At 62.9% G+C, this 22,725-nt stretch carries 22 protein-coding genes; 12 read left to right on the forward strand and 10 right to left on the reverse strand.

All coding sequences use genetic code 11. The features are described 5' to 3' along the window. Positions 1 to 17 precede the first annotated feature (17 nt). Positions 18 to 626: a YitT family protein gene (locus tag C3F36_RS05765; protein WP_010673223.1), complete on the reverse strand. Its 609-nt coding sequence runs from the start codon at positions 624 to 626 to the stop codon at positions 18 to 20. Positions 627 to 918: 292 nt separating this feature from the next. On the opposite strand from C3F36_RS05765, the gene C3F36_RS05770 reads away from it, so the two are divergent. After that, positions 919 to 2,268, forward strand: coding sequence for a UDP-glucose dehydrogenase family protein (locus tag C3F36_RS05770; RefSeq protein WP_104454686.1), 1,350 nt, complete (start codon positions 919 to 921; stop codon positions 2,266 to 2,268). Further along, positions 2,265 to 3,263 carry an NAD-dependent epimerase gene (locus tag C3F36_RS05775; protein ID WP_104454687.1) on the forward strand — a complete coding sequence of 333 codons (999 nt, stop codon included), beginning with the start codon at positions 2,265 to 2,267 and terminating at the stop codon, positions 3,261 to 3,263. The genes C3F36_RS05770 and C3F36_RS05775 overlap by 4 nt, the downstream gene beginning before the upstream one ends. Positions 3,264 to 3,304: 41 nt before the next feature. On the opposite strand, the gene C3F36_RS23765 is transcribed toward C3F36_RS05775, so the two are convergent. From C3F36_RS23765 to C3F36_RS05790, 4 genes are read right to left on the reverse strand one after another with little or no spacing between them, the layout of a single operon-like run. Beyond that, the gene (locus C3F36_RS23765) at positions 3,305 to 3,868 is read right to left on the reverse strand and encodes a hypothetical protein (RefSeq protein WP_233759719.1); all 564 of its coding nucleotides are present in this window, start codon (positions 3,866 to 3,868) and stop codon (positions 3,305 to 3,307) included. Beyond that, a complete protein-coding gene (locus C3F36_RS05780; protein WP_233759720.1) occupies positions 3,772 to 4,992 on the reverse strand; it encodes an ArnT family glycosyltransferase in 1,221 nt (406 codons plus the stop codon). The genes C3F36_RS23765 and C3F36_RS05780 overlap by 97 nt, the downstream gene beginning before the upstream one ends. Further along, positions 4,982 to 5,341 (reverse strand): lipid-A-disaccharide synthase N-terminal domain-containing protein, encoded by a 360-nt coding sequence (locus C3F36_RS05785; protein ID WP_039040033.1) that lies wholly within the window; start codon positions 5,339 to 5,341, stop codon positions 4,982 to 4,984. Before C3F36_RS05785 ends, C3F36_RS05780 begins: the two co-directional genes overlap by 11 nt. Next, positions 5,341 to 6,081: a glycosyltransferase family 2 protein gene (locus C3F36_RS05790; RefSeq protein WP_104454688.1), complete on the reverse strand. Its 741-nt coding sequence runs from the start codon at positions 6,079 to 6,081 to the stop codon at positions 5,341 to 5,343. The genes C3F36_RS05785 and C3F36_RS05790 overlap by 1 nt, the downstream gene beginning before the upstream one ends. A 311-nt stretch (positions 6,082 to 6,392) precedes the next feature. Here C3F36_RS05790 and C3F36_RS05800 point away from each other — a divergent pair, with 311 nt between their 5' ends. The 4 genes from C3F36_RS05800 to C3F36_RS05815 all read left to right on the forward strand — a co-directional run bounded on the left by C3F36_RS05800 (position 6,393) and on the right by C3F36_RS05815 (position 11,150). Next, on the forward strand, positions 6,393 to 7,232 hold the full coding sequence (locus C3F36_RS05800; RefSeq protein WP_104454690.1) for a lytic transglycosylase domain-containing protein: 840 nt from the start codon (positions 6,393 to 6,395) through the stop codon (positions 7,230 to 7,232). A gap of 198 nt (positions 7,233 to 7,430) precedes the next feature. Further along, a complete protein-coding gene (ettA, locus tag C3F36_RS05805; RefSeq protein WP_010673216.1) occupies positions 7,431 to 9,098 on the forward strand; it encodes an energy-dependent translational throttle protein EttA in 1,668 nt (555 codons plus the stop codon). Between the two features lie 111 nt (positions 9,099 to 9,209). Beyond that, the gene (locus C3F36_RS05810; protein ID WP_039040029.1) at positions 9,210 to 9,539 is read left to right on the forward strand and encodes a hypothetical protein; all 330 of its coding nucleotides are present in this window, start codon (positions 9,210 to 9,212) and stop codon (positions 9,537 to 9,539) included. Positions 9,540 to 9,794: 255 nt separating this feature from the next. Then, on the forward strand, positions 9,795 to 11,150 hold the full coding sequence (locus C3F36_RS05815) for an NCS2 family permease (RefSeq protein WP_104454691.1): 1,356 nt from the start codon (positions 9,795 to 9,797) through the stop codon (positions 11,148 to 11,150). 85 nt (positions 11,151 to 11,235) lie between these two features. Here the strand turns inward: C3F36_RS05815 and djlA are convergent, their stop codons facing one another. From djlA to C3F36_RS05830, 3 genes are read right to left on the reverse strand one after another with little or no spacing between them, the layout of a single operon-like run. Continuing rightward, the gene (djlA, locus tag C3F36_RS05820; RefSeq protein WP_104454692.1) at positions 11,236 to 12,060 is read right to left on the reverse strand and encodes a co-chaperone DjlA; all 825 of its coding nucleotides are present in this window, start codon (positions 12,058 to 12,060) and stop codon (positions 11,236 to 11,238) included. A gap of 19 nt (positions 12,061 to 12,079) precedes the next feature. Next, positions 12,080 to 12,748, reverse strand: a complete 669-nt coding sequence (gene murU / locus C3F36_RS05825) for an N-acetylmuramate alpha-1-phosphate uridylyltransferase MurU (RefSeq protein WP_104454693.1) — start codon at positions 12,746 to 12,748, stop codon at positions 12,080 to 12,082. Then, positions 12,745 to 13,755 (reverse strand): aminoglycoside phosphotransferase family protein, encoded by a 1,011-nt coding sequence (locus C3F36_RS05830; RefSeq protein WP_104454694.1) that lies wholly within the window; start codon positions 13,753 to 13,755, stop codon positions 12,745 to 12,747. The genes murU and C3F36_RS05830 overlap by 4 nt, the downstream gene beginning before the upstream one ends. Positions 13,756 to 13,929: 174 nt before the next feature. On the opposite strand from C3F36_RS05830, the gene lptD reads away from it, so the two are divergent. The 6 genes from lptD to C3F36_RS05860 are packed head-to-tail and all read left to right on the forward strand — an operon-like array spanning position 13,930 to position 20,728. Continuing rightward, the gene (lptD, locus tag C3F36_RS05835; protein ID WP_104454695.1) at positions 13,930 to 16,362 is read left to right on the forward strand and encodes an LPS assembly protein LptD; all 2,433 of its coding nucleotides are present in this window, start codon (positions 13,930 to 13,932) and stop codon (positions 16,360 to 16,362) included. A gap of 30 nt (positions 16,363 to 16,392) precedes the next feature. After that, a complete protein-coding gene (gene surA, locus C3F36_RS05840; RefSeq protein ID WP_048208296.1) occupies positions 16,393 to 17,685 on the forward strand; it encodes a peptidylprolyl isomerase SurA in 1,293 nt (430 codons plus the stop codon). A 50-nt stretch (positions 17,686 to 17,735) separates the two neighbouring features. Beyond that, entirely contained in the window at positions 17,736 to 18,731 is a 996-nt protein-coding gene (gene pdxA / locus C3F36_RS05845; protein ID WP_042881321.1) for a 4-hydroxythreonine-4-phosphate dehydrogenase PdxA, read from the forward strand. Next, positions 18,721 to 19,533 carry a 16S rRNA (adenine(1518)-N(6)/adenine(1519)-N(6))-dimethyltransferase RsmA gene (gene rsmA, locus C3F36_RS05850; protein WP_010673207.1) on the forward strand — a complete coding sequence of 271 codons (813 nt, stop codon included), beginning with the start codon at positions 18,721 to 18,723 and terminating at the stop codon, positions 19,531 to 19,533. Before pdxA ends, rsmA begins: the two co-directional genes overlap by 11 nt. 4 nt (positions 19,534 to 19,537) lie before the next feature. After that, positions 19,538 to 19,900 (forward strand): Co2+/Mg2+ efflux protein ApaG, encoded by a 363-nt coding sequence (apaG, locus tag C3F36_RS05855; protein ID WP_039040023.1) that lies wholly within the window; start codon positions 19,538 to 19,540, stop codon positions 19,898 to 19,900. Positions 19,901 to 19,906: 6 nt separating this feature from the next. Beyond that, positions 19,907 to 20,728 (forward strand): symmetrical bis(5'-nucleosyl)-tetraphosphatase, encoded by an 822-nt coding sequence (locus C3F36_RS05860; RefSeq protein WP_104454696.1) that lies wholly within the window; start codon positions 19,907 to 19,909, stop codon positions 20,726 to 20,728. Positions 20,729 to 20,854: 126 nt separating this feature from the next. On the opposite strand, the gene C3F36_RS05865 is transcribed toward C3F36_RS05860, so the two are convergent. Beyond that, a complete protein-coding gene (locus tag C3F36_RS05865) occupies positions 20,855 to 21,340 on the reverse strand; it encodes a 2TM domain-containing protein (RefSeq protein ID WP_041211140.1) in 486 nt (161 codons plus the stop codon). A 184-nt stretch (positions 21,341 to 21,524) separates the two neighbouring features. Continuing rightward, positions 21,525 to 22,514 (reverse strand): luciferase-like monooxygenase, encoded by a 990-nt coding sequence (locus tag C3F36_RS05870; RefSeq protein WP_010673203.1) that lies wholly within the window; start codon positions 22,512 to 22,514, stop codon positions 21,525 to 21,527. Between the last annotated feature and the right edge of the window lie 211 nt (positions 22,515 to 22,725).

Consider the following 22,725-nt stretch of genomic DNA (forward strand, 5'->3'; position numbering starts at 1 on the left):
CAACTCCCACGGGCACATCAGGCTATCTGGTAGCGTCCCGGCTTGTGATTGAGTGTCAACACCAGATTACAGATGATGGCTGCCACCACGGAAAGCACCAGCAGCCAGGGGGAGACCACGAAGAAAGAGGCGACCACGATGGCGCAATCTAGCCCCATTTGCAGCTTACCTGCCCGCACACCCCATCTGTCCTGAATGAAGAGCGCCAGGATGTTGAAGCCCCCCAGGCTCGCCTTGTGGCGGAACATGATGAGCAGCCCCATGCCGATCAGGGTGCCGCCGATCAGCGCCGCATAGACGGGTTCGATCTTGCCGATTTGCAGCACGGCGTTGAGGTGATCCGTCATGAATGAGACGGTGGCCACGGCGGCAAAGGTATTGAGGGTGAAACGCGGCCCCATTCTGAGCCAGGCCAGGGCATAGAAAGGCAGGTTCATGGCGAAGAACAGCAGGCCGAAGCTGATGCCGGTCACCTGTTGCAGCAGCAGCGCCAGGCCGGCGGTGCCACCGGTGAGCAGGCCGACCTGATGGAACAGGAAGATGCCGAGGGAAACGAAGCCTGCTGCGGTCAGCAAGGCGAGCACATCCTCATAGAGCGGGTGCGCAGAGCGTGAAGTGTTGTCCATAACCAGGTATCCAGTCGCGAAGCAAGAGAGTGTTAGCCGCCCGTCGGGCGGAGCGAGCCCCGTTAACCGGGGCTTCGTTATGCCGACAGTCTCCAATTTGAGTGAGATGGATCACAAGTCCCGCCCTTCACGCGCCAAAATGGTGCGCGTCATCCAGGCGTTACAATCCTTGCACCAAAATGTCCCACACTCACCGCCGGCCTGATGCTGAAAAACCTGAAACGGGCCGCTGCCCCCGCGCCCGAATCGTTCTAGAATGAGTCGCTTGTCACTGCCAGCGGAACAACAGCGGATGAGAGTCACCGTATTCGGAATAGGTTATGTCGGGTTGGTTCAGGCCGCCGTACTGGCGGAGATGGGTCACAAGGTGGCCTGCGTGGATGTGGATGCCGACAAGGTCGCGGGCCTGAAAGAGGGGCGCATTCCCCTCTTCGAGCCCGGTCTCGCCCCCCTGGTGCAGCGCAACCATCAGGCCGGTCGCCTGATCTTCACCACAGACCCGGCACGGGCGGTGGAGTTTGCCGAGCTTATCTTCATCGCGGTCGGAACGCCGCCGGACGAGGACGGGTCCGCCGACCTCCATCAGGTGATGACGGTGGCGGACACCATAGGCCGCCTGATGCAAGGGGGCAAGGTGGTGGTCAACAAGAGCACTGTGCCTGTCGGCACCGCCAGCCGGGTACGGCGACACATTGCGGAGCGCCTCGCCGACCGTGGTCTCGATCTTCCGCTCGACGTGGTCTCCAACCCCGAATTTCTCAAGGAGGGCGCCGCCGTCGCCGACTGCCTGCGGCCGGATCGCATCATCATCGGCACCGACTCCGATCACGCCTTCTCCCTGCTGGAGGAGCTCTACGCCCCCTTCAACCGCAAGCGAGACCGCATCCTGCGGATGGATGCACGCAGCGCCGAACTGACCAAGTACGCCGCCAACGCCATGCTGGCGACCCGCATCTCCTTCATGAACGAGATGGCCACCCTGGCCGAAGCCCTGGGCGCCGATATCGAGGAGGTGCGCAAGGGTATCGGTGCCGATCCGCGCATCGGCCACCACTTCATCTACCCGGGCTGCGGTTATGGCGGCTCCTGCTTCCCCAAGGATGTCAGGGCGCTGATCCACACCGCGAAGGAGGCGGGGTGCGAGACCCCCCTGCTGCGCTCGGTGGAGCGGGTCAACGAGGCGCAGAAGCACAGGCTCATGACCCGGCTGCACCACCATTTTGGTGCCAGTCTGTCGGGGCGCACCTTCGCGTTATGGGGACTCGCCTTCAAACCCAATACCGACGACATGCGCGAAGCCCCGAGCAGGGTGCTGATGGAGGCGATCTGGGCGGCAGGAGGCCAGGTGCAGGCGTTCGACCCCGAGGCCATGACCGAGGCCGCCCGCCTCTATGGCCAGCGGGCGGACTTGACCCTGTGCGACACCCAGGAAGCCGCCCTTCAGGGGGCCGATGCCCTGCTCGTCTGCACCGAGTGGCAACAGTTCCGCGCACCGGATTTCGACCTGCTTCGCCAGACCCTGAAGCAGGCCATCATCTTCGACGGCCGCAACCTCTATGATCCGGCCCGTCTGCGCCAGCGCGGTTTCACCTACTATGCCATCGGCCGTGGCGACAGCCTGGCTCATCAGGAGGAGCGATGAAGTACCTCGTCACCGGCGCCGCCGGGTTTATCGGATTTCATGTGGCGCGCAGGCTCTGTGGCGACGGCCATCAGGTGGTGGGGATAGACAACCTCAACGACTACTACGCGGTGAGTCTCAAGGAGGCGCGCCTCGCCCTGCTCACGCCTCTACCCGGCTTTCGCTTCGAACACCTCGATCTCGCGGACCGCGCGGCCATGGCCTCGCTCTTTGCCCACGAGCAGTTTGACCGGGTGATCCATCTGGGGGCCCAGGCCGGGGTGCGCTACTCCCTGGACAACCCCTTCGCCTACGCCGACAGCAACCTCACCGGCCACCTTACCGTGCTGGAGGGGTGTCGCCAGACCCGGGTGCAACATCTGGTCTATGCCTCCTCCAGCTCGGTCTACGGGCTGAACGAACAGATGCCGTTCAAGCCGTCCGATGGGGCGGATCATCCCGTCTCCCTCTATGCGGCGAGCAAGAAGGCGGGGGAGCTGATGACCCACTCCTACTCCCATCTCTACGGCCTGCCCACCACCGGGCTGCGCTTTTTCACCGTCTACGGCCCCTGGGGTCGGCCCGACATGGCCCTGTTCAAGTTCGTGCACGCCATCCTGAACGGCGACCCCATCGACCTCTACAACCAGGGCCAGCTCAGCCGGGATTTCACCCATGTCGACGACATCGTCGAGGGGATAGTGCGCATCGCAGACAGCCCCCCCGCAGGCGATGCCCACTGGCAGGGGGCCCCGGACGCCAGCCCGGCCCCCTATCGCCTCTTCAACATCGGCAACGGCAGCCCGGTCAGGCTGCTGGACTTCGTGGATGCCATCGAGGCGGCCCTCGGCAAACGGGCCATCCGCAACATGCTGCCCATGCAGCCCGGCGACGTGCTCGCCACCTGGGCCGACACCCGCTCGCTGTTCGACGCCACGGGCTATCGCCCCCGTATCGGGCTCAAGGAAGGGGTAGACAGCTTTGTCCGCTGGTATCGGGACTACTACCGGGTCTGAGCCAGGCGAGGTGGCAGGGTCCCCTGGCTCAGACCCTGCGCTCAGGATGAAGGGGTATAGCTGAAGGGCACCATGGTGGGGGAGAGCCCACGACAGGCGGGTTTGAGGGCCTGCGGGCCTGCCAGCAGCCAGTCGGTGCGGTGACGGTTGCCGAGATTTTCCATCTTCGCGGGGTCAAAACACCTCACCATCAGGTCGGCGCTCCCCAGTACCCAGCGCCCGGGGGCAGCCCCTATCCAGGCGGCAGCTTCCCGAGCCTGCTCCCCGTCTCCCATCAGATAAGGGTAATGTTTCACTGGTTGCAGGCTAAACAGCAGATGCTGCTCCTTGAAGCCCGCCAGCAGCAGCTCATCCCCCGCAGGCACCTTCTGCGCCGCCAATGCCATGACCCCCTGAGGGGTGCGCACCTCGTTGAGGCGCACGCTGATCCAGCAGGAGTAGATCAGCCACCCCACTGCCAGGGAGCTGAGAATGGCGGTCAGTGGCGCCCGGCGAAGCCAGGCATTGATCAGCAGCAAGGATCCCCCCAGCACCAGCAGGGGAAGCCAGGGATCCGGCCCCAATTCCCCCAGACGGCTGGCCACTCTGTCGCTAAATGCCAGCACCAGAGCCCCCACCAGCCCTGCCCCCCCAGCAGCCAGCCGAGCCCGGCCAGCAGTCGCCCCGGCCAGACCCGGACCAGCAGGGTGCCGATGAAGGGTGCGGTCAGGAGCGCCAGGGCGGGCGTACCGGGCGTGATGTAGACGCCCCGCTTGCCCGGCGAGCAGGAGAAAAACAGCACCACCAGCACCAGATAACCCAGCAGCAGCAGGATACGCCTGTCCTGCGCCCGGATGGCGCGCCGCCAGGCCACCACCAGCCAGGGCAACAGCAGGGAGAGCGGCAGCCAGAACGGCGGGATCACCGAGGTGAGGTAGTACCAGAAGGGTTTGACGTGATGCCAGGCGCTGGTATAGCGAGTCACCGTCTGGCGCAGCAGTATGTTGTCTCTGTAGGCCAGCAGGAGGGGATCTCCGCTTCGGGTCACGGCCTCCAGCATGGGGACCAGCCAGAGGCCCATCGCCAGGGCCATGGCCAGCGGCCCGAGCAGGGCCTTCAGCCAGGCTGACAAGGGCGCGGCGCGGATTTGCGACCTGTGGGTCCAGAGCGCGGGAAGCAGCACCAGCAGGGCCAGTACTCCCACCCCCTTGGTGATGACGCCAAGCCCCGCGGCAAACCAGCCGAGCCAGTACCAGCGCCACCCGCCACCACAGAGGAGGAAGCGCAGAAAACCATAGAGACCGAGGGTGATGAAGAAGGTGACCAGGCCGTCGATCTGGGCCGTCTTGGCCTGCAGGGTAAACTGGACGGTAAAGAGCAGCAGCAAGCCCGCCAGAAATCCCGTCGCCGGATCCCACAGGCGGCGCCCCAGATCCCACACCAGCAAGATGGTCAGCAAGCCAGACAGCAGGGAGGGCAGCAGAAAGGCCACCTTGATGGAGCCAGTCAACACATAACCGCTCGCGATCCCCCACATAAACAGCGGCGGCTTGTCCGGATAGAGCTCCCCGCCACGCATGGGGAAGAGCCACTGGCCGCTCTCCACCATCTCCCGGGCGATCAGGGCGAAGCGCGGCTCGTCCGCCGGCCAGGGATCCCGCAGACCCAGCCCGGCCCCCAGCACCACCAGCGCGATCAGCAGCAACCAGCCAAGGGACGTCTGATTGAGCAGGGTGCGATCACTCACCATGACGGGCCTCCCCGGTCACTGCCTTGTCCCGCCGCCAGCCCCGATGCTGGATATCGAGATAGAGGCTGTAGAGCGCGGTGAAGGTGGGGAAGAGGTTTTGCAGCACGCCGACGGAGTCCTGCTTGGGAGAGAAGGTGAAGTAGCTGAGCGTCATCAGGCTGCCGATCACGCTCATGTACCAGAACAGGCGCGGGATGACGGGTCGTCCCGCCCGCCTGGACGCCAGAAACTGCACCAGCCAGCGTCCGCCGAACATCAGCGCCCCTGTGTAGCCGATCAGCTTCCAGCCGGTGACGTGCACCCCGGTCCAGTCCAGCCAGTCGATGGGGGCAGACAGCCAGGCGTCCATCACTCCAGTATCTCCCCGATTTCAACCACCTTGGATCGGCGCTGCAACCACCAGACCCCGACCACGTCCACCAGCCCGACCCAGAGCCGGTTCCAGACCCCGTATTTGGAGATGCCCGCCTGGCGTGGCCTGTGGTTGACCGGCCAGGGCGCCATGCGCCCCCCTTGTGCCTGGATCAGCGCGGGGATGTAGCGGTGCATGTGATTGAAGGCGGGCAGTTTCAGATACCAGTCGCGACGCACCACCTTGAGCCCGCAGCCGGTATCCGGAATGCCGTCGCGCAGCAGCAGATCGCGAAAGCCGTTGGCCAGCTTTGAAGAGAGGCGCTTGACCCAGTCGTCACGGCGGTTGACCCGGTGGCCGATGAGGCCCACCTGGTATGGATCGCTCTGGTAACGGCGCATCGCCTCCTCCAGCATGGCGGGAATGTCGGCGGGATCGTTCTGACCATCGCCGTCGAGTACCACCAGCCAGTCGCCACGCCCGTGGCGCACTCCGCTCAGCACCGCCATGCTCTGGCCCACGGCATGGACATGGCGTAGCACCTTCAGCCTGGGGAAACGCGTCTGCAAATCGCGCAGTACCACATGGCTGTCGTCCACACTGCCATCGTCCACATAGATCAGTTCGTACTCGAACCTGCCCCCAAGGGCGGCATCTATTTCGCCGACAAGCGGGGCCAGATTGTCCCGCTCATCCTTGGCGGGTACCACGACAGAGATATCGACCGATTCGACCATATGCATATCCTGCCCTCATCAGAGGCGCTATCGATTCACCCGGCAGACCCGACGACATTGCATCATGGCCTGGCTGACATCATGCAAATACAAGGCGTTAGAAAACAACTGTGTCAGCATATTGAACCTCAATTAACAAATCTGTCAAAGCAGTCACTGACCCGGGAGTCATACCGCCTCTCTCCTGCACCAAAAGTTCCATACCGTTTTCATCTCTGTTGCTCACCCACATAACCAGATGTTCCATCTGCTGGCTGGCGTACCTCCCCGGATCGGGCCTATATGTTGCGGATACCAAAGACGAGGTTTCCATGAAAAAACTACTCTGGGGCTGGGGACTCCTGATACTGCTGGCCACCACTTCCCACGCAGATCCCTTTCGTCAGGCCCCCAAGGCCATGAGCGCACTGCGCCAAGGCGCCGCCATGGAACAGGGCAATCCGAGGCAGGCGATCGCCCACTACTGCACCGCCGCCAACCTTGGCAACCCGGAAGCCTATTACCGCATCGGCCGCCTGCTGGCCCGCGGCCCCCAGGGGATCCGCAATGCCCGCAGCGCCAACGCCTACCTGGCCATGGCCATGCGCCTTGGCAACCAGCAGGCCGCCCGTTACTACAACGAGCGGGTCGGCAATGCCCCCCTGGGTACCTGCGGCATCGGAGGCGGTGGTGCTCCCTGGGTACGCCCCAGCACCCCCTTCGATCAGGAGCGCTACCTGGCCAGACAGTCACAGGCCAAGCAAAAGCTGGCCGTCATGATCCGCCAGGCCGCCCAGCGTCACAAAGTGGACCCCCAGCTCGCCCTGGCCATCGCCATCGCCGAATCCAATCTGAACAGCACCGCCGTCTCCCCCAAACAGGCACAGGGCGTCATGCAGCTCATTCCCGAAACCCAGGCCCGCTTCGGCGTGACCCGGCCGTTCGATGCCCAGCAGAACATCCGTGGCGCCATGATCTACCTGAAGTGGCTGGAGAAGCAGTTCGGTCCGGACTGGGTGAGGATCAGCGCCGCCTACAACGCCGGGGAGCAAGCCGTGCTGCGCCACGGCGGTGTGCCGCCCTATCAGGAAACCCAGGAGTATGTGCAGCGGGTGCTCTACTACTCGGGGCAGGATCCTGACAAACCTGCCCGTCGCAGCTCACCGCGCTGAGCTTGCCCGGTTGCCCCTCTTCCCTCGCGCCTGTCGGCCGTCCCGGCCTGCGGCGCCCGGCTTTGCCGCCCCTGTCCCATTGGTTTACAATCGACGGGTTTTTTGGAACCGGGTTGACGGCCCGTCGACCCGGCCCCACCACGACATCAGTTTGTTAATGCCAAGACATTAAACTGCTGAAAGGAAGAGAATTAGCCAATGGCTCAATTTATTTACACCATGAACAGGGTTGGCAAGGTCGTGCCGCCCAAGCGTCATATTCTCAAGAACATCTCCCTCTCCTTCTTCCCGGGGGCCAAAATAGGCGTGCTGGGTCTGAACGGCGCCGGGAAATCGACCCTGCTGCGCATCATGGCGGGTATCGACACCGAGATCGAAGGGGAAGCCCGTCCGCAGCCCGGCATCAAGATCGGCTACCTACCCCAGGAGCCGAAGCTGGATCCGGAGCAGACCGTACGCGAAGCGGTCGAAGAGGCGGTCGGCGACGTCAAACGCGCCATGGCGCGCCTCGACGAGGTCTATGCAGCCTATGCCGACCCGGATGCGGATTTTGACAAGCTGGCCCGCGAACAGGGCGAGCTGGAAGCCATCATCGCCGCCCAGGGCGGCCACAACATGGAAAACCAGCTGGAGCGCGCGGCCGATGCCCTGCGCCTGCCGGCCTGGGATGCCCAGATCAAGCACCTCTCCGGTGGTGAGCGCCGCCGCGTGGCCCTGTGCCGCCTGCTGCTGGAAAAACCGGACATGCTGCTGCTGGACGAACCGACCAACCACCTGGATGCGGAATCCGTGGCCTGGCTGGAGCGCTTCCTGCACGACTACGAAGGCACCGTCGTGGCCATCACCCACGACCGCTACTTCCTCGACAACGTGGCGGGCTGGATCCTGGAGCTGGACCGCGGCGAAGGCATCCCCTGGGAGGGCAACTACTCCTCCTGGCTGGAGCAAAAAGATGCCCGTCTGGCCCAGGAAGCGAGTTCCGAAGCCGCCCGTCGCAAGTCCATCGAGAAGGAACTGGAGTGGGTTCGTCAGAACCCGAAAGGCCGTCAGGCCAAATCCAAGGCTCGTATGGCTCGCTTCGAAGAGCTCAACACCAACGACTACCAGAAGCGCAACGAGACCAACGAGCTGTTCATTCCGCCCGGACCGCGCCTGGGCGACAAGGTGGTGGAGGTGGCCAACCTCTGCAAGTCCTATGGCGACCGCCAGCTGATCGACGATCTCTCCTTCTCCATTCCGAAGGGTGCCATCGTCGGTATCATCGGTCCGAACGGTGCCGGTAAATCGACCCTGTTCCGCATGATGTCGGGTCAGGAGCAGCCGGATTCCGGTTCCATCACCCTGGGTGACACCGTGGTGCTGGCCTCCGTGGATCAGTTCCGCGACAGCATGAACGACAAGAAGACGGTGTTCGAGGAAGTCGCCGACGGCCAGGACATCCTGCGCATCGGCAACTACGAGTTCCCGAGCCGCGCCTACATCGGCCGCTTCAACTTCAAGGGTTCCGACCAGCAGAAGCGGGTCGGCGAGCTCTCCGGTGGTGAACGTGGCCGTCTGCACCTGGCCAAGCTGCTGCAGACCGGCGGCAACGTGCTGCTGCTGGATGAACCGACCAACGATCTGGACATCGAAACCCTGCGCGCCCTCGAGAACGCCCTGCTGGAGTTCCCGGGTTGCGCCATGGTCATCTCCCACGACCGCTGGTTCCTCGACCGCATCGCCACCCACATTCTGGACTACCAGGACGAGGGCAAGATCGAGTTCTTTGAAGGCAACTTCACCGAATACGAAGAGTGGAAGAAGAAGACCTACGGTGCCGAGGCTATCCAGCCGCGCCGCGCCAAGTACAAGCGCATTGCCAAGTAAGGCGAGGCAACAGCCGCGCCGCCAGGCATGACGTCACAAGGGGAGCCGGGGCTCCCCTTTTTTGCCTCTTCTGACTTACAATCTCCACCTATTCTCCAGCGATAGCGACCCATGACCCAAGCCTCCACCACCAGACTCACCATCCAGATCCGGCTCGAACCCGGCTGCCTGGGGCCGGATGGCAAGCAGCACATCGATACCTTCTGCGCGGCCGCCAACCGGATCCTCGCCGCCATCGAACCCCGACGGGTGCACTGGGTGCTGCTGCCCCGCCATGACAAGCAACTGGCCGAGCAGGCCTACTTCCTTGATGGCCGCCCCTTGAGTGAAACCCAGGCCACCCTGCTGCTGCAACGCATGGGGTTGGCCCTCGATCCCTTGCTGGAGCAGAGCGATGCCGTGCTGAGCCAGCTTATCGAACGCTACCAGAAAAACCGTTGATCCCGATGTGGAAACGGGGCTCTATTGGTCCCCTTTCTCCGGCCTCCGGGAGAAAACGTTTGAATTTTTACTCTATTCATTGATCCGCCTCGCACATCCGGGGTTTGTAAACCTGGCCGCCTGTGTGAAAATGTGCGCGCTGTCACGGTATCAGGACGAGTCTGGTCACTTCACCGCCAGAATCAGGGTCCGTCGCCCCGCATGGATGGGCCGGGCCCCCTGCTGCCTATTTCACGTCACCCATTGGAATCCAACATGAATCAACCACATCACGCTACCGGGCAGACCGCCAGCCCGGCTGCCGGGCAGGGATTGCTCGAGCGCCTGTTTGCCCTGCGCGGTCATGGCACCACGGCCCGCACCGAGGTGATCGCCGGCATCACCACCTTCCTGACCATGGTCTACATCGTCTTCGTCAACCCGCAGATCCTCTCTGCGGCAGGCATGGATACCCAGGCCGTGTTCGTTACCACCTGCCTCATCGCCGGCATCGGCAGCATCCTGATGGGTCTGCTGGCCAACCTGCCCATCGCCCTGGCTCCCGCCATGGGCCTCAACGCCTTCTTCGCCTTCGTGGTGGTGGCCGGCATGGGCTACTCATGGCAAGTGGGCATGGGCACCATCTTCTGGGGTGCGCTGGGCCTGCTGATCCTGACCCTGCTGCGGGTACGCTACTGGCTCATCGCCAACATTCCCCTGACACTTCGGGTCGGCATCACCGCCGGCATCGGTCTGCTCATCGCCCTGCTCGGCCTGCACAATGCCGGCATCGTGGTCGCGAGCCCCGCCACCATGGTGACCGTGGGCAACCTCACCTCCCTGCCCTGCCTGCTGGGGCTGCTCGGTTTCTTCCTGATCTGCATCTTCTCCGCCCGCGGCGTCCACTCAGCCGTGCTCATCGCCATCGTGGTGACCACCACCCTGGGCTGGCTGTTCGGCGACGTCACCTTCAAGGGCTTCGTCTCCGTGCCGCCGAGCATTACACCGGTCTTCGGCCAGCTGGACCTGATGGGATCGCTGGACATCAGCCTCGCCGGGATCATCTTCTCCTTCATGCTGGTCAACCTGTTCGACTCTTCCGGCACCCTGATCGGCGTGACCAACCGCGCCAAGCTGGCCGATGACAAGGGGCACTTCCCGCGCATGAAGCAGGCCCTGGTGGTGGACAGCGTCAGCTCCGTCGGCGGCGCCTTCATGGGGACCTCGTCCGTGACGGCATACATCGAGAGCAGCTCCGGCGTCGCCGTCGGTGGTCGCACCGGCCTGACCGCCATCGTGGTGGGCATCCTCTTCCTGCTAGCCATCTTCTTCTCTCCGGTGGCCGCCATGGTGCCGGCGTATGCCGCAGCGGGGGCCCTCATCTACGTGGGCGTGCTGATGTGCTCCGAGCTGACCCGGGTGAAGTGGGAAGACCTGACCGAAGCGGTGCCGGCCTTCATGACCGCGGTGATGATGCCGTTCAGCTTCTCCATCACCGAGGGGATCGCCGTGGGCTTCATCTCCTACTGCGTGATGAAGGCGGGCACAGGCCGCTGGCGCGAGATCAACCCCTGCGTGCTGGTGGTGGCCCTGCTCTTCGTCCTCAAGTTTGTCTGGGTCGATGCCCACTGATTTTTCTTCCATGAAAAGAAAAACCAGACTCTGAAAACAAAAATGCCCGTCATCGACGGGCATTTTTTTATGGCGGGTACAGGGCTCAGCGGATGCCGCGGGCCTCACGGATCCACTCCCAGGCCTGCTGGATCTCCTGGGTCTTCTCCTTGGCCATCTCCATCATCTCGGGGGGCAATCCCTTGGCGGCCAGCTTGTCAGGGTGATGCTTGCTCATCTCCTTGCGATAGGCGCGCTTGATCTCCTGATCGCTGTCGCTCTCGTTCACCCCGAGCAACTGATAGGCATCCTTGAGGCGATCCCGGGAGGGGGGCTCCTGACGGTATTGCTGCCCCTGGCCACTGCCCTGCTGTTGCTGGCGGTGGAAGAAGTTCATCTGGGCCTCGGCCATGGCCAGAATGCGGGCAAGCTCGATGCGACTGAACCCCAGCTCGTCAGCGATGGTTTGCAGGATGGCCCGCTCGTTCGCCTCCACCTGACCGTCGGCGAAGGCGGCCTGCAGCTGGACCTCGAGGAAGAAGCGCAGTATGTCACGCTGCCCCAGGCTCGCCTGGCGAAACTCCGCCAGGGTCTCGCGCAGGGGGAAGTCCGCCTCCTTGCCCTGGCGGAATGACTCCTGGGCCCGTACCCGCTGCTCTCCGGCCAGCCGCATCCTGTCCATCAGGTTGGATGCGACCCGTATTTCATGCTCGGTGACCTGGCCGCTCGCCTTGGCGATGTGGCCCATGACGGCGAAGGTGGCATGGAAGAAAACGGCCTGCTGTTGCTGGCTGGGTGCCCGCTGGAAGGCCCCGCGGATCCCCATGCCCCGATCGAAGCGATGGCCGATCCACAGGCCCAGCAGGGCACCGAAGATGTTGCCGAGCAAAAAACCGAAGAAGGTGCCAAGCACCTTGCCCCAAATACGCATGGTTCAAGACCTCGTGAAGTTAATGGGTGCCGGCGAGCAGTTGCTCGTCCAGCTCGCGCAGCCGATCCACTGTGCCGATGTCGCGCCACTCGCCTGCCAGCAGGCTGCCACCCACCCGTCCCTGCACCATCCAGTCGCACAGCAGGGGAGCCAGCTTGCGCGCCCCGCAGGGCAAGCCGGCAAAGGCGGCGGGCTGATAGAGGCCGACGCCGCTGAAGGTGAGGGCCGGGGTGTCCAGCACCCGACCCGCTTGCAGGGAGAAGTCCCCTTGCGGATGCTGGGGAGGGTTGGGCACCAGCCAGAGGTGGGCGAGATCCTCCCCAAGCGGCTGGTTCACCAGAGCGCGATAATCCAGGTCGAGCCAGGTATCGCCGTTGATCACCAGAAAGGGTTCGCTGCCCAGCAGAGGCAGCGCCTGCACGATGCCGCCGGCGGTCTCGAGCGCGCTCTCTTCGGCCGACCAGTGGATGGATACCCCGAGCGCACTGCCATCGCCGAGGGCCGCCACCAGCTTGTGTCCGAGCCAGGCGTGGTTGATCACAAGCTGGGTCACCCCGGCAGCAGCCAGCTTCTCGATGTGGTGCACGATGAGCGGCTTGCCCCCCGCCGCCAGCAGCGGCTTGGGCAGCAGATCGGTGAGCGGGCGCATCCGCTCCCCCCGCCCCGCGGCCAGGATCATCGCCTTCATGGTGTCACCCCGGTGCGCGCCAATCCGGGCAGCACCACCTGCTCCAGCCACTGGCCGAAGCGGGCCAGCACCGGATAGGCGGCGCCATGGCTGCGACAGACATCGACCACATAGCCGAGGGTGCGGGGAATGTCCTTGAGGTAGCCGGCCTTGCCATCGCGGTGATAGAGGCGGGTGAAGAGACCCGCCGCCTTGAGATGGCGCTGCATGCCGGTGAGATCGGCTGCGCGACGAAACGCGGCATAGTCCAGATTGCCGAGCAGGCCGGCCCCTTGCAGGGTGTCGAAGCCAAGTCGCATGCCCTGCTCGATCACCGCGTCCGGCCAGCGCACGTAGCAGTCTTTGAGCAGGGAAACCAGGTCATAGCTCAGCGGCCCGATGACCATGTCCTGGAAGTCAATAAGGGCGAGGTCGCTCTCCGTCGGGTTCATCCCGCCGCACACCATCAGGTTGCGGCTGTGGAAGTCCCGGTGCATCACTCCTTGTGGCTGGGCCTGGTTGCTCGCCGTGAGGCAGGCGAAGGTCTCCGCCAGCAACTGCTGCTCTTCATCACTCAGGGTCAGTTGCAGGTGATGTCCCAGCAACCACTCGGGGAAGATGGCATTTTCGCGGGCCATGAAGGCCTCATCGAAGGGCTCGAGCTCGAGCGTCACGGTGCCGAGCCTTGGCAACAGGGCGATGGCCTTGCCATACCAGGCCAGTACGCTCGCTTCGTTCAGGCAGCCGATAAGCTGGGTATCCCCCAGGTCCGTCACCGCCAGCAATCCCTGCTCGTAGTCGACCCCCTTTACCTCGGGGGCCAGCAGCCCCGCATCGTGCAGGGCGGCCGCATTGCGAACGAATTCATGATTTTTTTCGGTTTTCGGATTAGCATCCACCCACACCAGACCGCCGCCCCGGAAGTAGCGGCGGAAACTGGCGTCACCGGAAATAAGCGTCAACGAGAGGTTGGCGTCACCGGAAATCCGGCGAGCCCATTGCAAAAGCAGGGAAGCGCGATCGTGCATGAGTCGGGAACCAAATTGGAAAGCAGCACTTGGCTGTTAGCCCTGGCCGCAATAATGCTTTATCATTGCCGGCTAACATAAAGCAATGACATGCAATGTCAACTCGATGGATCCTGACATAAAATGCATGCCCTGAATCCACCGTTTTTACTACGGATTGCGCGAGCCTTTCACATGACAAAATGGACACTGGGATACTCCTGTCCCATCGCCCTGACCATCAGCCTTGTTCCTGCCCTGAGCCCGCTCATGGCCCAGGCAGCGCCACTCAATGCGCCACCCGCTACCGGGATCCTCGACAGCCTCTGCTATGACTATGTTCCCAAGATAGAGAAGCCCAGTGCGGACCAGGACGCCAATGCCCAGCCCGTCGAGGTGGATGCCGATCGCCTGGAGGCCAAGCAGGGCGGTACCGCCGTCTACGAGGGTGACGTCAAGGTGCGCCAGGGCGTGCGCAAGTTCGACTCCGACTATGCCCAGCTCGACCAGAAGAGCCGGGATGTCATCGCCATCGGCAACATCTATTACAACGATGGCCAGATCACGGTCACCAGCGACAAAACCCTGAAATCCAACCTGGACACCAAGAACTCCGAGCTGGAAGAGGGCAAATATCAGGTCCATGGCTCACCGGTGCGCGGCTTCGCCGAAAAGGTGACCATGACCAACAACAACCAGAACATCACTCTGGAAGGGGCCCAGTACACCACCTGCCCACCGGGCCAGGAGGCCTGGACCCTGAAGGCCGGCAGCATCGACATCGATCAGTCCGAGGTATTTGGGGAGGCCTGGAACGCCAGCCTCTGGCTCTATGACTATCCGGTCTTCTACTTTCCCTATATCAACTTCCCCATCAAGGATGAGCGCAAGACCGGTCTGCTCTACCCGGGCTATACCCAAAGCTCCAAGAACGGCATGGACATCACCCAGCCGTTCTACTGGAACATCGCCCCCAACTACGATGCCACCATCACCTCCCGCTTCATGGACAGACGGGGCCTGATGGAACAGGTCGAGTTCCGCTACATGCCGGACCCGGCCCACGTGGGGAGCCTCTACTTCGAGAACCTGGCAGACGACAAGCAGTACGACGAGACGGCCAGCCTCAATCAGCATTTCTCTGATGGTCACCGTTACCTGTTCAGTGCCCGCCACACCTCCATGTTCATGGACAACGCCATGCGGGTGTCGGTGGACTACACCAAGGTACGGGACCAGGACTACAACTACTTCAACGACTTCACCCCCAAGGTGGGGACCCAGGTCGACAACCAGTTGCAGCAATCCCTGAAGGCGGGTTACTACCAGCAGAACTGGAACCTCGATGCCGAGGTACGGACCTACCAGATCCTGCTGGCCAGCGCCCAGCAGCCCCACGAGCTGATGCCGCGCATCAACCACAACTACTACCAGCAGGGAAGCTGGTACGATCTGGCCTGGAATACCGAACTGACCAACTTCGGCTACAACAACGATCAGGCCATCGAGCAGAACAAGGGTGAAGCCTACACCGGCACCCGGGTCTACACGGCCCCCACCCTAACCATCCCCCTCGTTGACGAGGCGGGTTACTTCCTCGACAGCCAGTACAAGCTGATGTACACCCGTTACGACCAGACGGTGCCTGACCAGATGAGCAGCACCTTCACCAATCGTTTCACCCCGAGAGAGGGCGGCGACGTCACCCTGGAAGAGGGGACCATCACCCGGGTACTGCCCTCGTTCCGTCTCAAGGGCGGCATGACCTTCGAGCGGGATCAGCAGTGGTTTGGCGAGGGAGCCAACCAGACCCTGGAGCCTGAATTCCAGTACCTCTATGTGCCCTACAAGGATCAGGACAACATCGGTGTCTATGACTCCACCACCATGCGCCAGGACTACTACAGCCTGTTCAGCGATCGCCGCTTCGCCGGTCTGGACCGCATCAGCGACTCCAACCGGCTCTCCTTGGGGGTCACCACCCGCATTTATGATCCGGCCGGGGATGAACGAATCCGGTTGGCCGTTGCCCAAGCCTTCGACTTCGTGGCGCCCAGGGTCAAGCTTTACAGCAGCGATGAGCTGAGTACCAATACCCGCTCCCCGCTATCGTTCGAGGGTGACGCCAAGATCAACGAGCAGTGGTATGCCCATGCGGGGGCACAATATGATATGGAACAGCGCCAGATAAGCTCTGCCAACAGCGCCCTGGAGTACCGTCACGAGAAGTTGATCAGCCAGTTGAACCACCGCTTCGTGCGGGATGCCAACTACGACCTCGACCACAAGGGCCAGGTGACGGATCTCAACCAGATCGGCCTGCTGCTGACCACCCCGCTGGACGATCGCTGGCACCTTTATGGCGGCTACTATCAGGAGCTCAACCAGAACGTCAAAGTGGACCGCAAGGTGGGTCTGAAATACGACTCCTGCTGCTGGAGCATCAACTTCAACCTGGAATGGGTCAACACGCCAGACAACGTGAACCTGACCCCGACGTCCGAGCGCAGCCTCGGCATTCAATTTGAAATGAAAGGATTGGGTAGCGTGGGTACCGGCTCCAAGGGCACCTCCCTGGACACCGAAGCACTGCCTTACATTCGTCCGTTTAACCTGCGAGACCAGTAATCGGTCTGGCAAACGCCTTGAGAGATGGATATGAAGAAGACGTTGATTTCCCTGCTGACCGCAGGCCTGTTCGGAGTCATGAGCCAGGGTGCCCTCGCCGCCCCCGAGCTGATGGACAAGGTGCTTGCCGTGGTCAACAAGGATGTGGTGCTGGCCAGTCAGCAGGAGGCCCTGGTGCAAAAGGTCAAGGCCTCCGCCCAGGAGAGCGGCCAGTCCCTGCCCGATGACGTCACCCTGCGCAAGCAGGCGCTGGATCGCCTGATCCAGGAGAGCCTGCAACTGCAACTGGCGGAGCGCCAGGGGCTCAAGATCAGTGACACCCAGCTGGAACAGGCCATTCAGAGCATCGCCGCCGACAACAAGATGAACCTGGAGCAACTGCGCGCCCAACTGGAGCGGGAAGGCCTGACCTACGCCCAGTACCGTGAGGAGGTGCGCCGCGAGATCCTGATGAACGAGGTGCGCCGCAGCCAGGTCCGCCGTCGCATCAACATCTCCGATCAGGAGGTCAAGCAGGTGGTCGAGGCCCTGAGCAAACAGGGCCAGCAGCAGACGTCATATCATATCGGCCATATCCAGGTCGCGCTGCCGGACAACCCGAATGCCGAGCAGCTCAACGCTGCCAAGGCCAAGATCGAGCGCATTCTGGCGTCCCTGAAAGAGGGGGCCGACTTCCGCAAGCTGGCCATTGCCGAGAGTAACGGTCCCAAGGCGCTGGAAGGGGGTGACTGGGGCTGGTTGAGCCCGCAGGAGATGCCCACCCTGATGGCGGAAGCCGTGCAAGGGGCCGGCAAGGGTGACATCGTCGGCCCGCTGCGCTCCGGCGCCGGTCTGCACATCATCAAGATCTTCGACACCAAGGGTCAGCAACAGGTCATGCAGACCGAGGTCAAGGCGCGCCACATCCTGATCAAGCCCTCCATCATCCTGAGCGAGGAGAAGGCCAAGGGCACCCTGGACGGCATCCTGCACGACATCAAGAGCGGCAAGGCCAGCTTTGCCAGCATGGCAGAGAAATACTCCGAGGATCCTGGCTCTGCGGTGCAGGGTGGCGAGCTGGGCTGGTCTGATCCCAACGTCTATGTGCCGGAATTCCGCGACATGCTGGGTCGCCTGCAACCGGGCCAGATCAGCGAACCCTTCCGTACCAGCCACGGCTGGCACATCGTGCAGCTCGAGGAGCGCCGCAGCCAGGACGCCACCGGCAAGGCCCAGGAGCAACGCGCCTACCAGCTCATCTTCAACCGCCGCTTCGCCGAAGAGTCCCAGGCCTGGCTGGATGAGCTGCGCGACGAAGCCTACATCCAGATCGAACCCAATTGATGGGCGACAAGCAGATGAACAAGGCGCATCCAGGGCACGCCGAGGCACAGCTGAGCTGCCACCGGCTTGCCATCACCCCGGGTGAACCGGCTGGCATAGGCCCGGATCTGGTCCTGCAGATTGCCCAGCGGGCCTGGCCCCATCAGCTGGTTGTGATCGCCGATCCCGCCCTGTTGCGCGAACGGGCCGCCCTGCTGGGGCTGTCCGTCGAGCTTGAACCCTATGACGAAAGCGCCCCCACCCGTCCGCAGCGGGCGGGGACTCTGACCGTCTGCCCCGTGCCGCTCGGCGCCCCCGTGGTGCCAGGCAAGCTGGATGAGGGCAACGGCGCCTATGTGCTGGCTACCTTGCAGCGCGCCTGCGACGGCAACCTGAGCGGCGAATTTGCCGCCGTGGTGACCGGGCCGGTGCACAAGGGGATCATCAACCAGGCGGGCGTCTCGTTCAGCGGTCACACCGAGTTCTTCGCCCAGCAGTCCGACACCGCCGATGTGGTGATGCTGCTGGCCACCGAAGGGCTGAGAGTGGCCCTCGCGACCACCCATATTCCCCTTGCCTATGTGGCCAAGGCCATCACCGAGGATCGCCTTGGCAAGGTGATCCGCATCCTGGATGCGGATCTCAAGCGCAAATTCGGCATCGAACAGCCCCGGATCTATGTCTGCGGCCTCAATCCCCATGCCGGGGAAGGGGGTCATCTGGGCCGTGAAGAGATCGATGTCATCGAACCCGCCCTGGTCGCCCTGCGCCAGGAAGGGATCGATCTGGTCGGCCCGCTGCCGGCCGATACCCTGTTCCAGGACAAATACCTCAAGGATGCGGATGCGGTACTCGCCATGTACCACGATCAGGGGCTTCCCGTGCTCAAGTACAAGGGCTTTGGCAACTCGGTCAACATCACCCTCGGACTTCCCTTCATCCGTACCTCGGTGGACCACGGCACCGCGCTGGATCTGGCAGGCAAGAACCTGGCAGACCCCGGCAGCCTCACCACCGCGATCAACCACGCCATCCAGATGGTAGAGAAAAAAAGATATGAGCAGTAAGGTGCACATGGGCCACACGGCCCGTAAGCGTTTCGGTCAGAACTTCTTGCACGACCGGTATGTGATCGACCAGATAGTGGCCGCCATCAACCCGCAACCGGGTCAGAATCTGGTGGAGATAGGCCCGGGTCTGGCCGCGCTCACCGAGCCGGTCGCCGCCCAGATGGACAAGATGACCGTGGTCGAGCTGGACCGGGATCTTGCCGCACGTCTGCGCGAACACCCGACCCTGAAAGAGAAGCTGACCGTCATCGAAGCCGATGCCATGCGCTTTGACTTCAGTACCCTGATGGGGGAAGGCAAGGGGCCGCTGCGCATCTTCGGCAACCTGCCCTACAACATCTCCACCCCGCTCATCTTCCACCTGTGCGAATTTGCCGACCGGGTGGAGGACATGCACTTCATGCTGCAAAAGGAAGTGGTGCTGCGTCTGGCCGCCGGCCCGGGCAGCAAGGCCTATGGCCGTCTGAGCGTGATGACCCAGTACTACTGTCAGGTAGTGCCGGTGCTGGAAGTGGGCCCGGGCGCCTTCAAGCCGGCGCCGAAGGTGGATTCCGCCGTGGTGCGTCTGATCCCGCACAAGAACCCGACTATCGTCGCGAAAGACATTCGTTGCTTGAACCGGGTCTGCACCGAGGGCTTCGGCCAGCGTCGCAAGACCATTCGCAACAGCTTCTCCAACTTCATCACCGACGCCCAGCTGACCGAGCTTGGCATCGATGGCAACCTGCGCCCGGAGAATCTCTCCCTCGAGCAGTTCGTCACGATCGCCAACTGGCTGGCCGACCAGCAACAGGCCTGATCCCATGACCCAAGCCCGGATAGTGGTCCGCCCCCACCCCAGCTATGTGGCGGGAACCGCAGATCCCTACCATTTTCTCTATCGCATCGAGATTGAGAACCTGGGTCCGGGCACGGTGCAACTGCTGCATCGACGCTGGCTCATTACGGATGCCAATGGCAAGATGCTGGAAGTGGAAGGTCCCGGCGTGGTCGGTGAACAACCCCTGATCGCCCCCGGCGAGACCTTTTCCTACCAGAGTGGCGTTCCCCTCGCCACACCGCTTGGCGTGATGGAAGGCAGCTACATCCTGCAGGATGAATCGGGGCAACGATTCGAAGCCCCCATCGCCCCCTTCACGCTGGCCGTCCCCAACATAATCAACTGAGGTTTCATGGCGAACTGTTTCGTCGGTGATATCCAGGGCTGCTACGACGATTTGCGCCGTCTGCTGGATCTTGCCGAGTTCGACTTCGATAACGACACGCTCTGGCTGTGCGGCGATCTCGTCGCCCGGGGGCCGGACTCCCTCAACACCCTGCGTTTCGTCAAATCACTGGGACAGCACGCCGTCACCGTGCTCGGCAACCACGACCTGCACCTGCTGGCGGTGGCCCACGGGGTCGTCCCGCTCAAGAAGAAAGACAAGCTGCAGGCGCTGATGGAGGCGCCGGATCGGGACGAGCTGCTGGAGTGGCTACGTCACCGTCCCCTGCTGGCAGAACACCCCGACCTGCCCATCATGATGGTGCATGCGGGCCTCTCCCCCGCCTGGGACGCCCACACCGCCCGCAGTTGTGCCCGGGAGGTGGAGAGTCTGCTGCGCGGGGATCAGTACAGCTGGCTGCTGCACAACATGTATGGCGATCAGCCCGACAGCTGGAACGACAACCTGCTGGGCATAGAGCGTTACCGCTACATCATCAACAGCTTCACCCGGATGCGCTTTTGCTACTTCGACGGGCGCCTCGACTTCAAATGCAAGAAGGGCCCCACCGAATCGACCCCGGGCCTGCGCCCCTGGTTCGAGCAGCGCGAGCACCATGTGGATGACCCCATCCTGGTCTTCGGCCACTGGGCGGCCCTGATGGGCAACACCGGCAAATCCGATATCAAGGGACTCGACACCGGGTGCGTCTGGGGCAACAGCCTCACCCTGTGGCGCTACGAGGACGACGCCCTGATCGCCACCCCCTGCCCGGCCTATGCCAAGTAGAGCGGCTCTTTGCGGAACATGGGAATGATCCGCCGTTGAGAGGAGAGCAATGCCCTCTCCTGCGAAATGGAGCTGAAAACAGAACGGGCCCGGCAATGCCGGGCCCGTTTTTTCATGATGAGCGGATCAGAGCCTGCGCCCCAGCCGTTTCTCGACCTGGCGCCGCTCCCATTCCGGGCCAAACAGCTTGAAGGGCTGGAACAGGTTGATGGCGTGAGAAGCCAGCCCCAGCCCCCATCCCAGCATGGGCCACCAGGCCCAGATATAGTCCGGGTTGCTCAGGTAGTTGATGACAAACAGCCCCCCTATCACCAGCACATAGCTCATGAGGTGGCCGTAGAAGCCCCTGAGCCCCTCCACGAACTTCATCGCCTCCCGCTCATCCCGCGCCACCTGCACGCGTCCCCGATCTTCGCCCTCATTCCCTTTCATCTCGCTCTCCTGCAGTTGGGTCACATCGAGCTCGAAGACGGCGGCCAGGGCCTTGAGGGATTCCAGTCCGGGTTGCTGGCCCTGCTCTATTCGCTGAATGGTGCGAACGCTCAGGCCAGTGAGGGTCGCCAGCTGTTCCTGGGACCATCCCCGTTGCAATCTCAACTTCCTGACGATCATCTTGCGCTCCTTGTGGTGATTGACAGGGCCAGCATAGGGGAAGGGGATGAGAGGCGACACGACAGATGGCCGACACTCACCTGACTTCCTTTAAAAATCATAAACTTACTACCACGCAATCGTGGCTTTTTCGCCCCGAGCAGCCAGGCTTGGCGTGCCGCTGGCGACCAGACGTCACGGGGGGTTACAACCCCTGCATCAGCTCGGCACCAATCTCGAAGGAGCGCAGGCGCGCCTGATGATCGACGATGGGGCCGTTGAACATCAGCTCGTCCGCTCCGGTCTCTGCCAGCAGAGCCTTGAGGCCGTGGCGTACCCGATCCGGCTCCCCCACCAGGGAGCGAGCCAGGGTCTGCTCCATCGCCATCAATTCGCGGGGAGACCACTCATCCCCCAGCGTCTGCACCGGCAGTGGCAGCTTGCCGGCATCCCCCCGGTAGAGACGCAGGAACTGCTGCTGCAGGGTGGTGAACAGGAAGCGGGCCTCACGGTCGGTGTCGGCGGCGATCAGATTCACGCACACCACTGCATGGGGTTTGGGCCAGCGGGCAGAGGGGCGGTATTGGGTACGGTAGATCTCCAGCGCCTGCAGCAACATGGCGGGAGCGAAGTGGGAGGCAAAGCCGAACGGTAACCCCATGGCCGCAGCCAGTTGGGCACTGTAGAGGCTGGAGCCCAGCAGCCAGATGGGCACATGGAGTCCCTGACCCGGCACCGCCTGCACGGCACCGACCTCGTCGCCAAAATAACTCATCAGTTCGCGTACATCCGCCGGGAAGTCATCCACCTCGCCGCTGCGCTGGCGGCGCAGCGCCTGCATGGTGCGCTGATCGCTGCCAGGGGCGCGGCCCAGGCCGAGATCGATGCGATCCGGATAGAGGGAACTCAGCGTACCGAACTGCTCCGCAATGACCAGGGGGGAGTGGTTCGGCAACATGATGCCGCCAGCCCCGAGCCGCAACGTCGTGGTGCCCCCGGCCAGGTGGCCAATCAGCACCGCTGTGGCGGCGCTGGCAATGCCCGGCATGTTGTGGTGCTCCGCCAGCCAGTAGCGGTGGTAACCCCAGCGCTCCGCATGGCGAGCCAGATCCAGCGAGTGGCGAAACGACTCGGCCGGCAGACCACCTTCGGGAACGGGCACCAGATCCAGCACAGAATAGGGGACGACAGACATGGGACACTCCATTGGTTCACAGGGCGTTTATCAGGGGAGCAATGTAGCACGAGATATCTGGACGAATCATCTCACCACAGGGCAAGGGGGCAGCCCGGAGGCCGACTGTTGATTTCGGGCCGAAGAGCGCAAGATCGAGTCCTAGGCTTTTTGTCATCCAGCAAGCACACTGTTAGGTGACCAATACGGCGATCGCCAGGGGACAAGGATC

The sequence above is a fragment of the Aeromonas sp. ASNIH2 genome (genome assembly GCF_002934795.1).
Taxonomy (GTDB): domain Bacteria; phylum Pseudomonadota; class Gammaproteobacteria; order Enterobacterales; family Aeromonadaceae; genus Aeromonas; species Aeromonas caviae.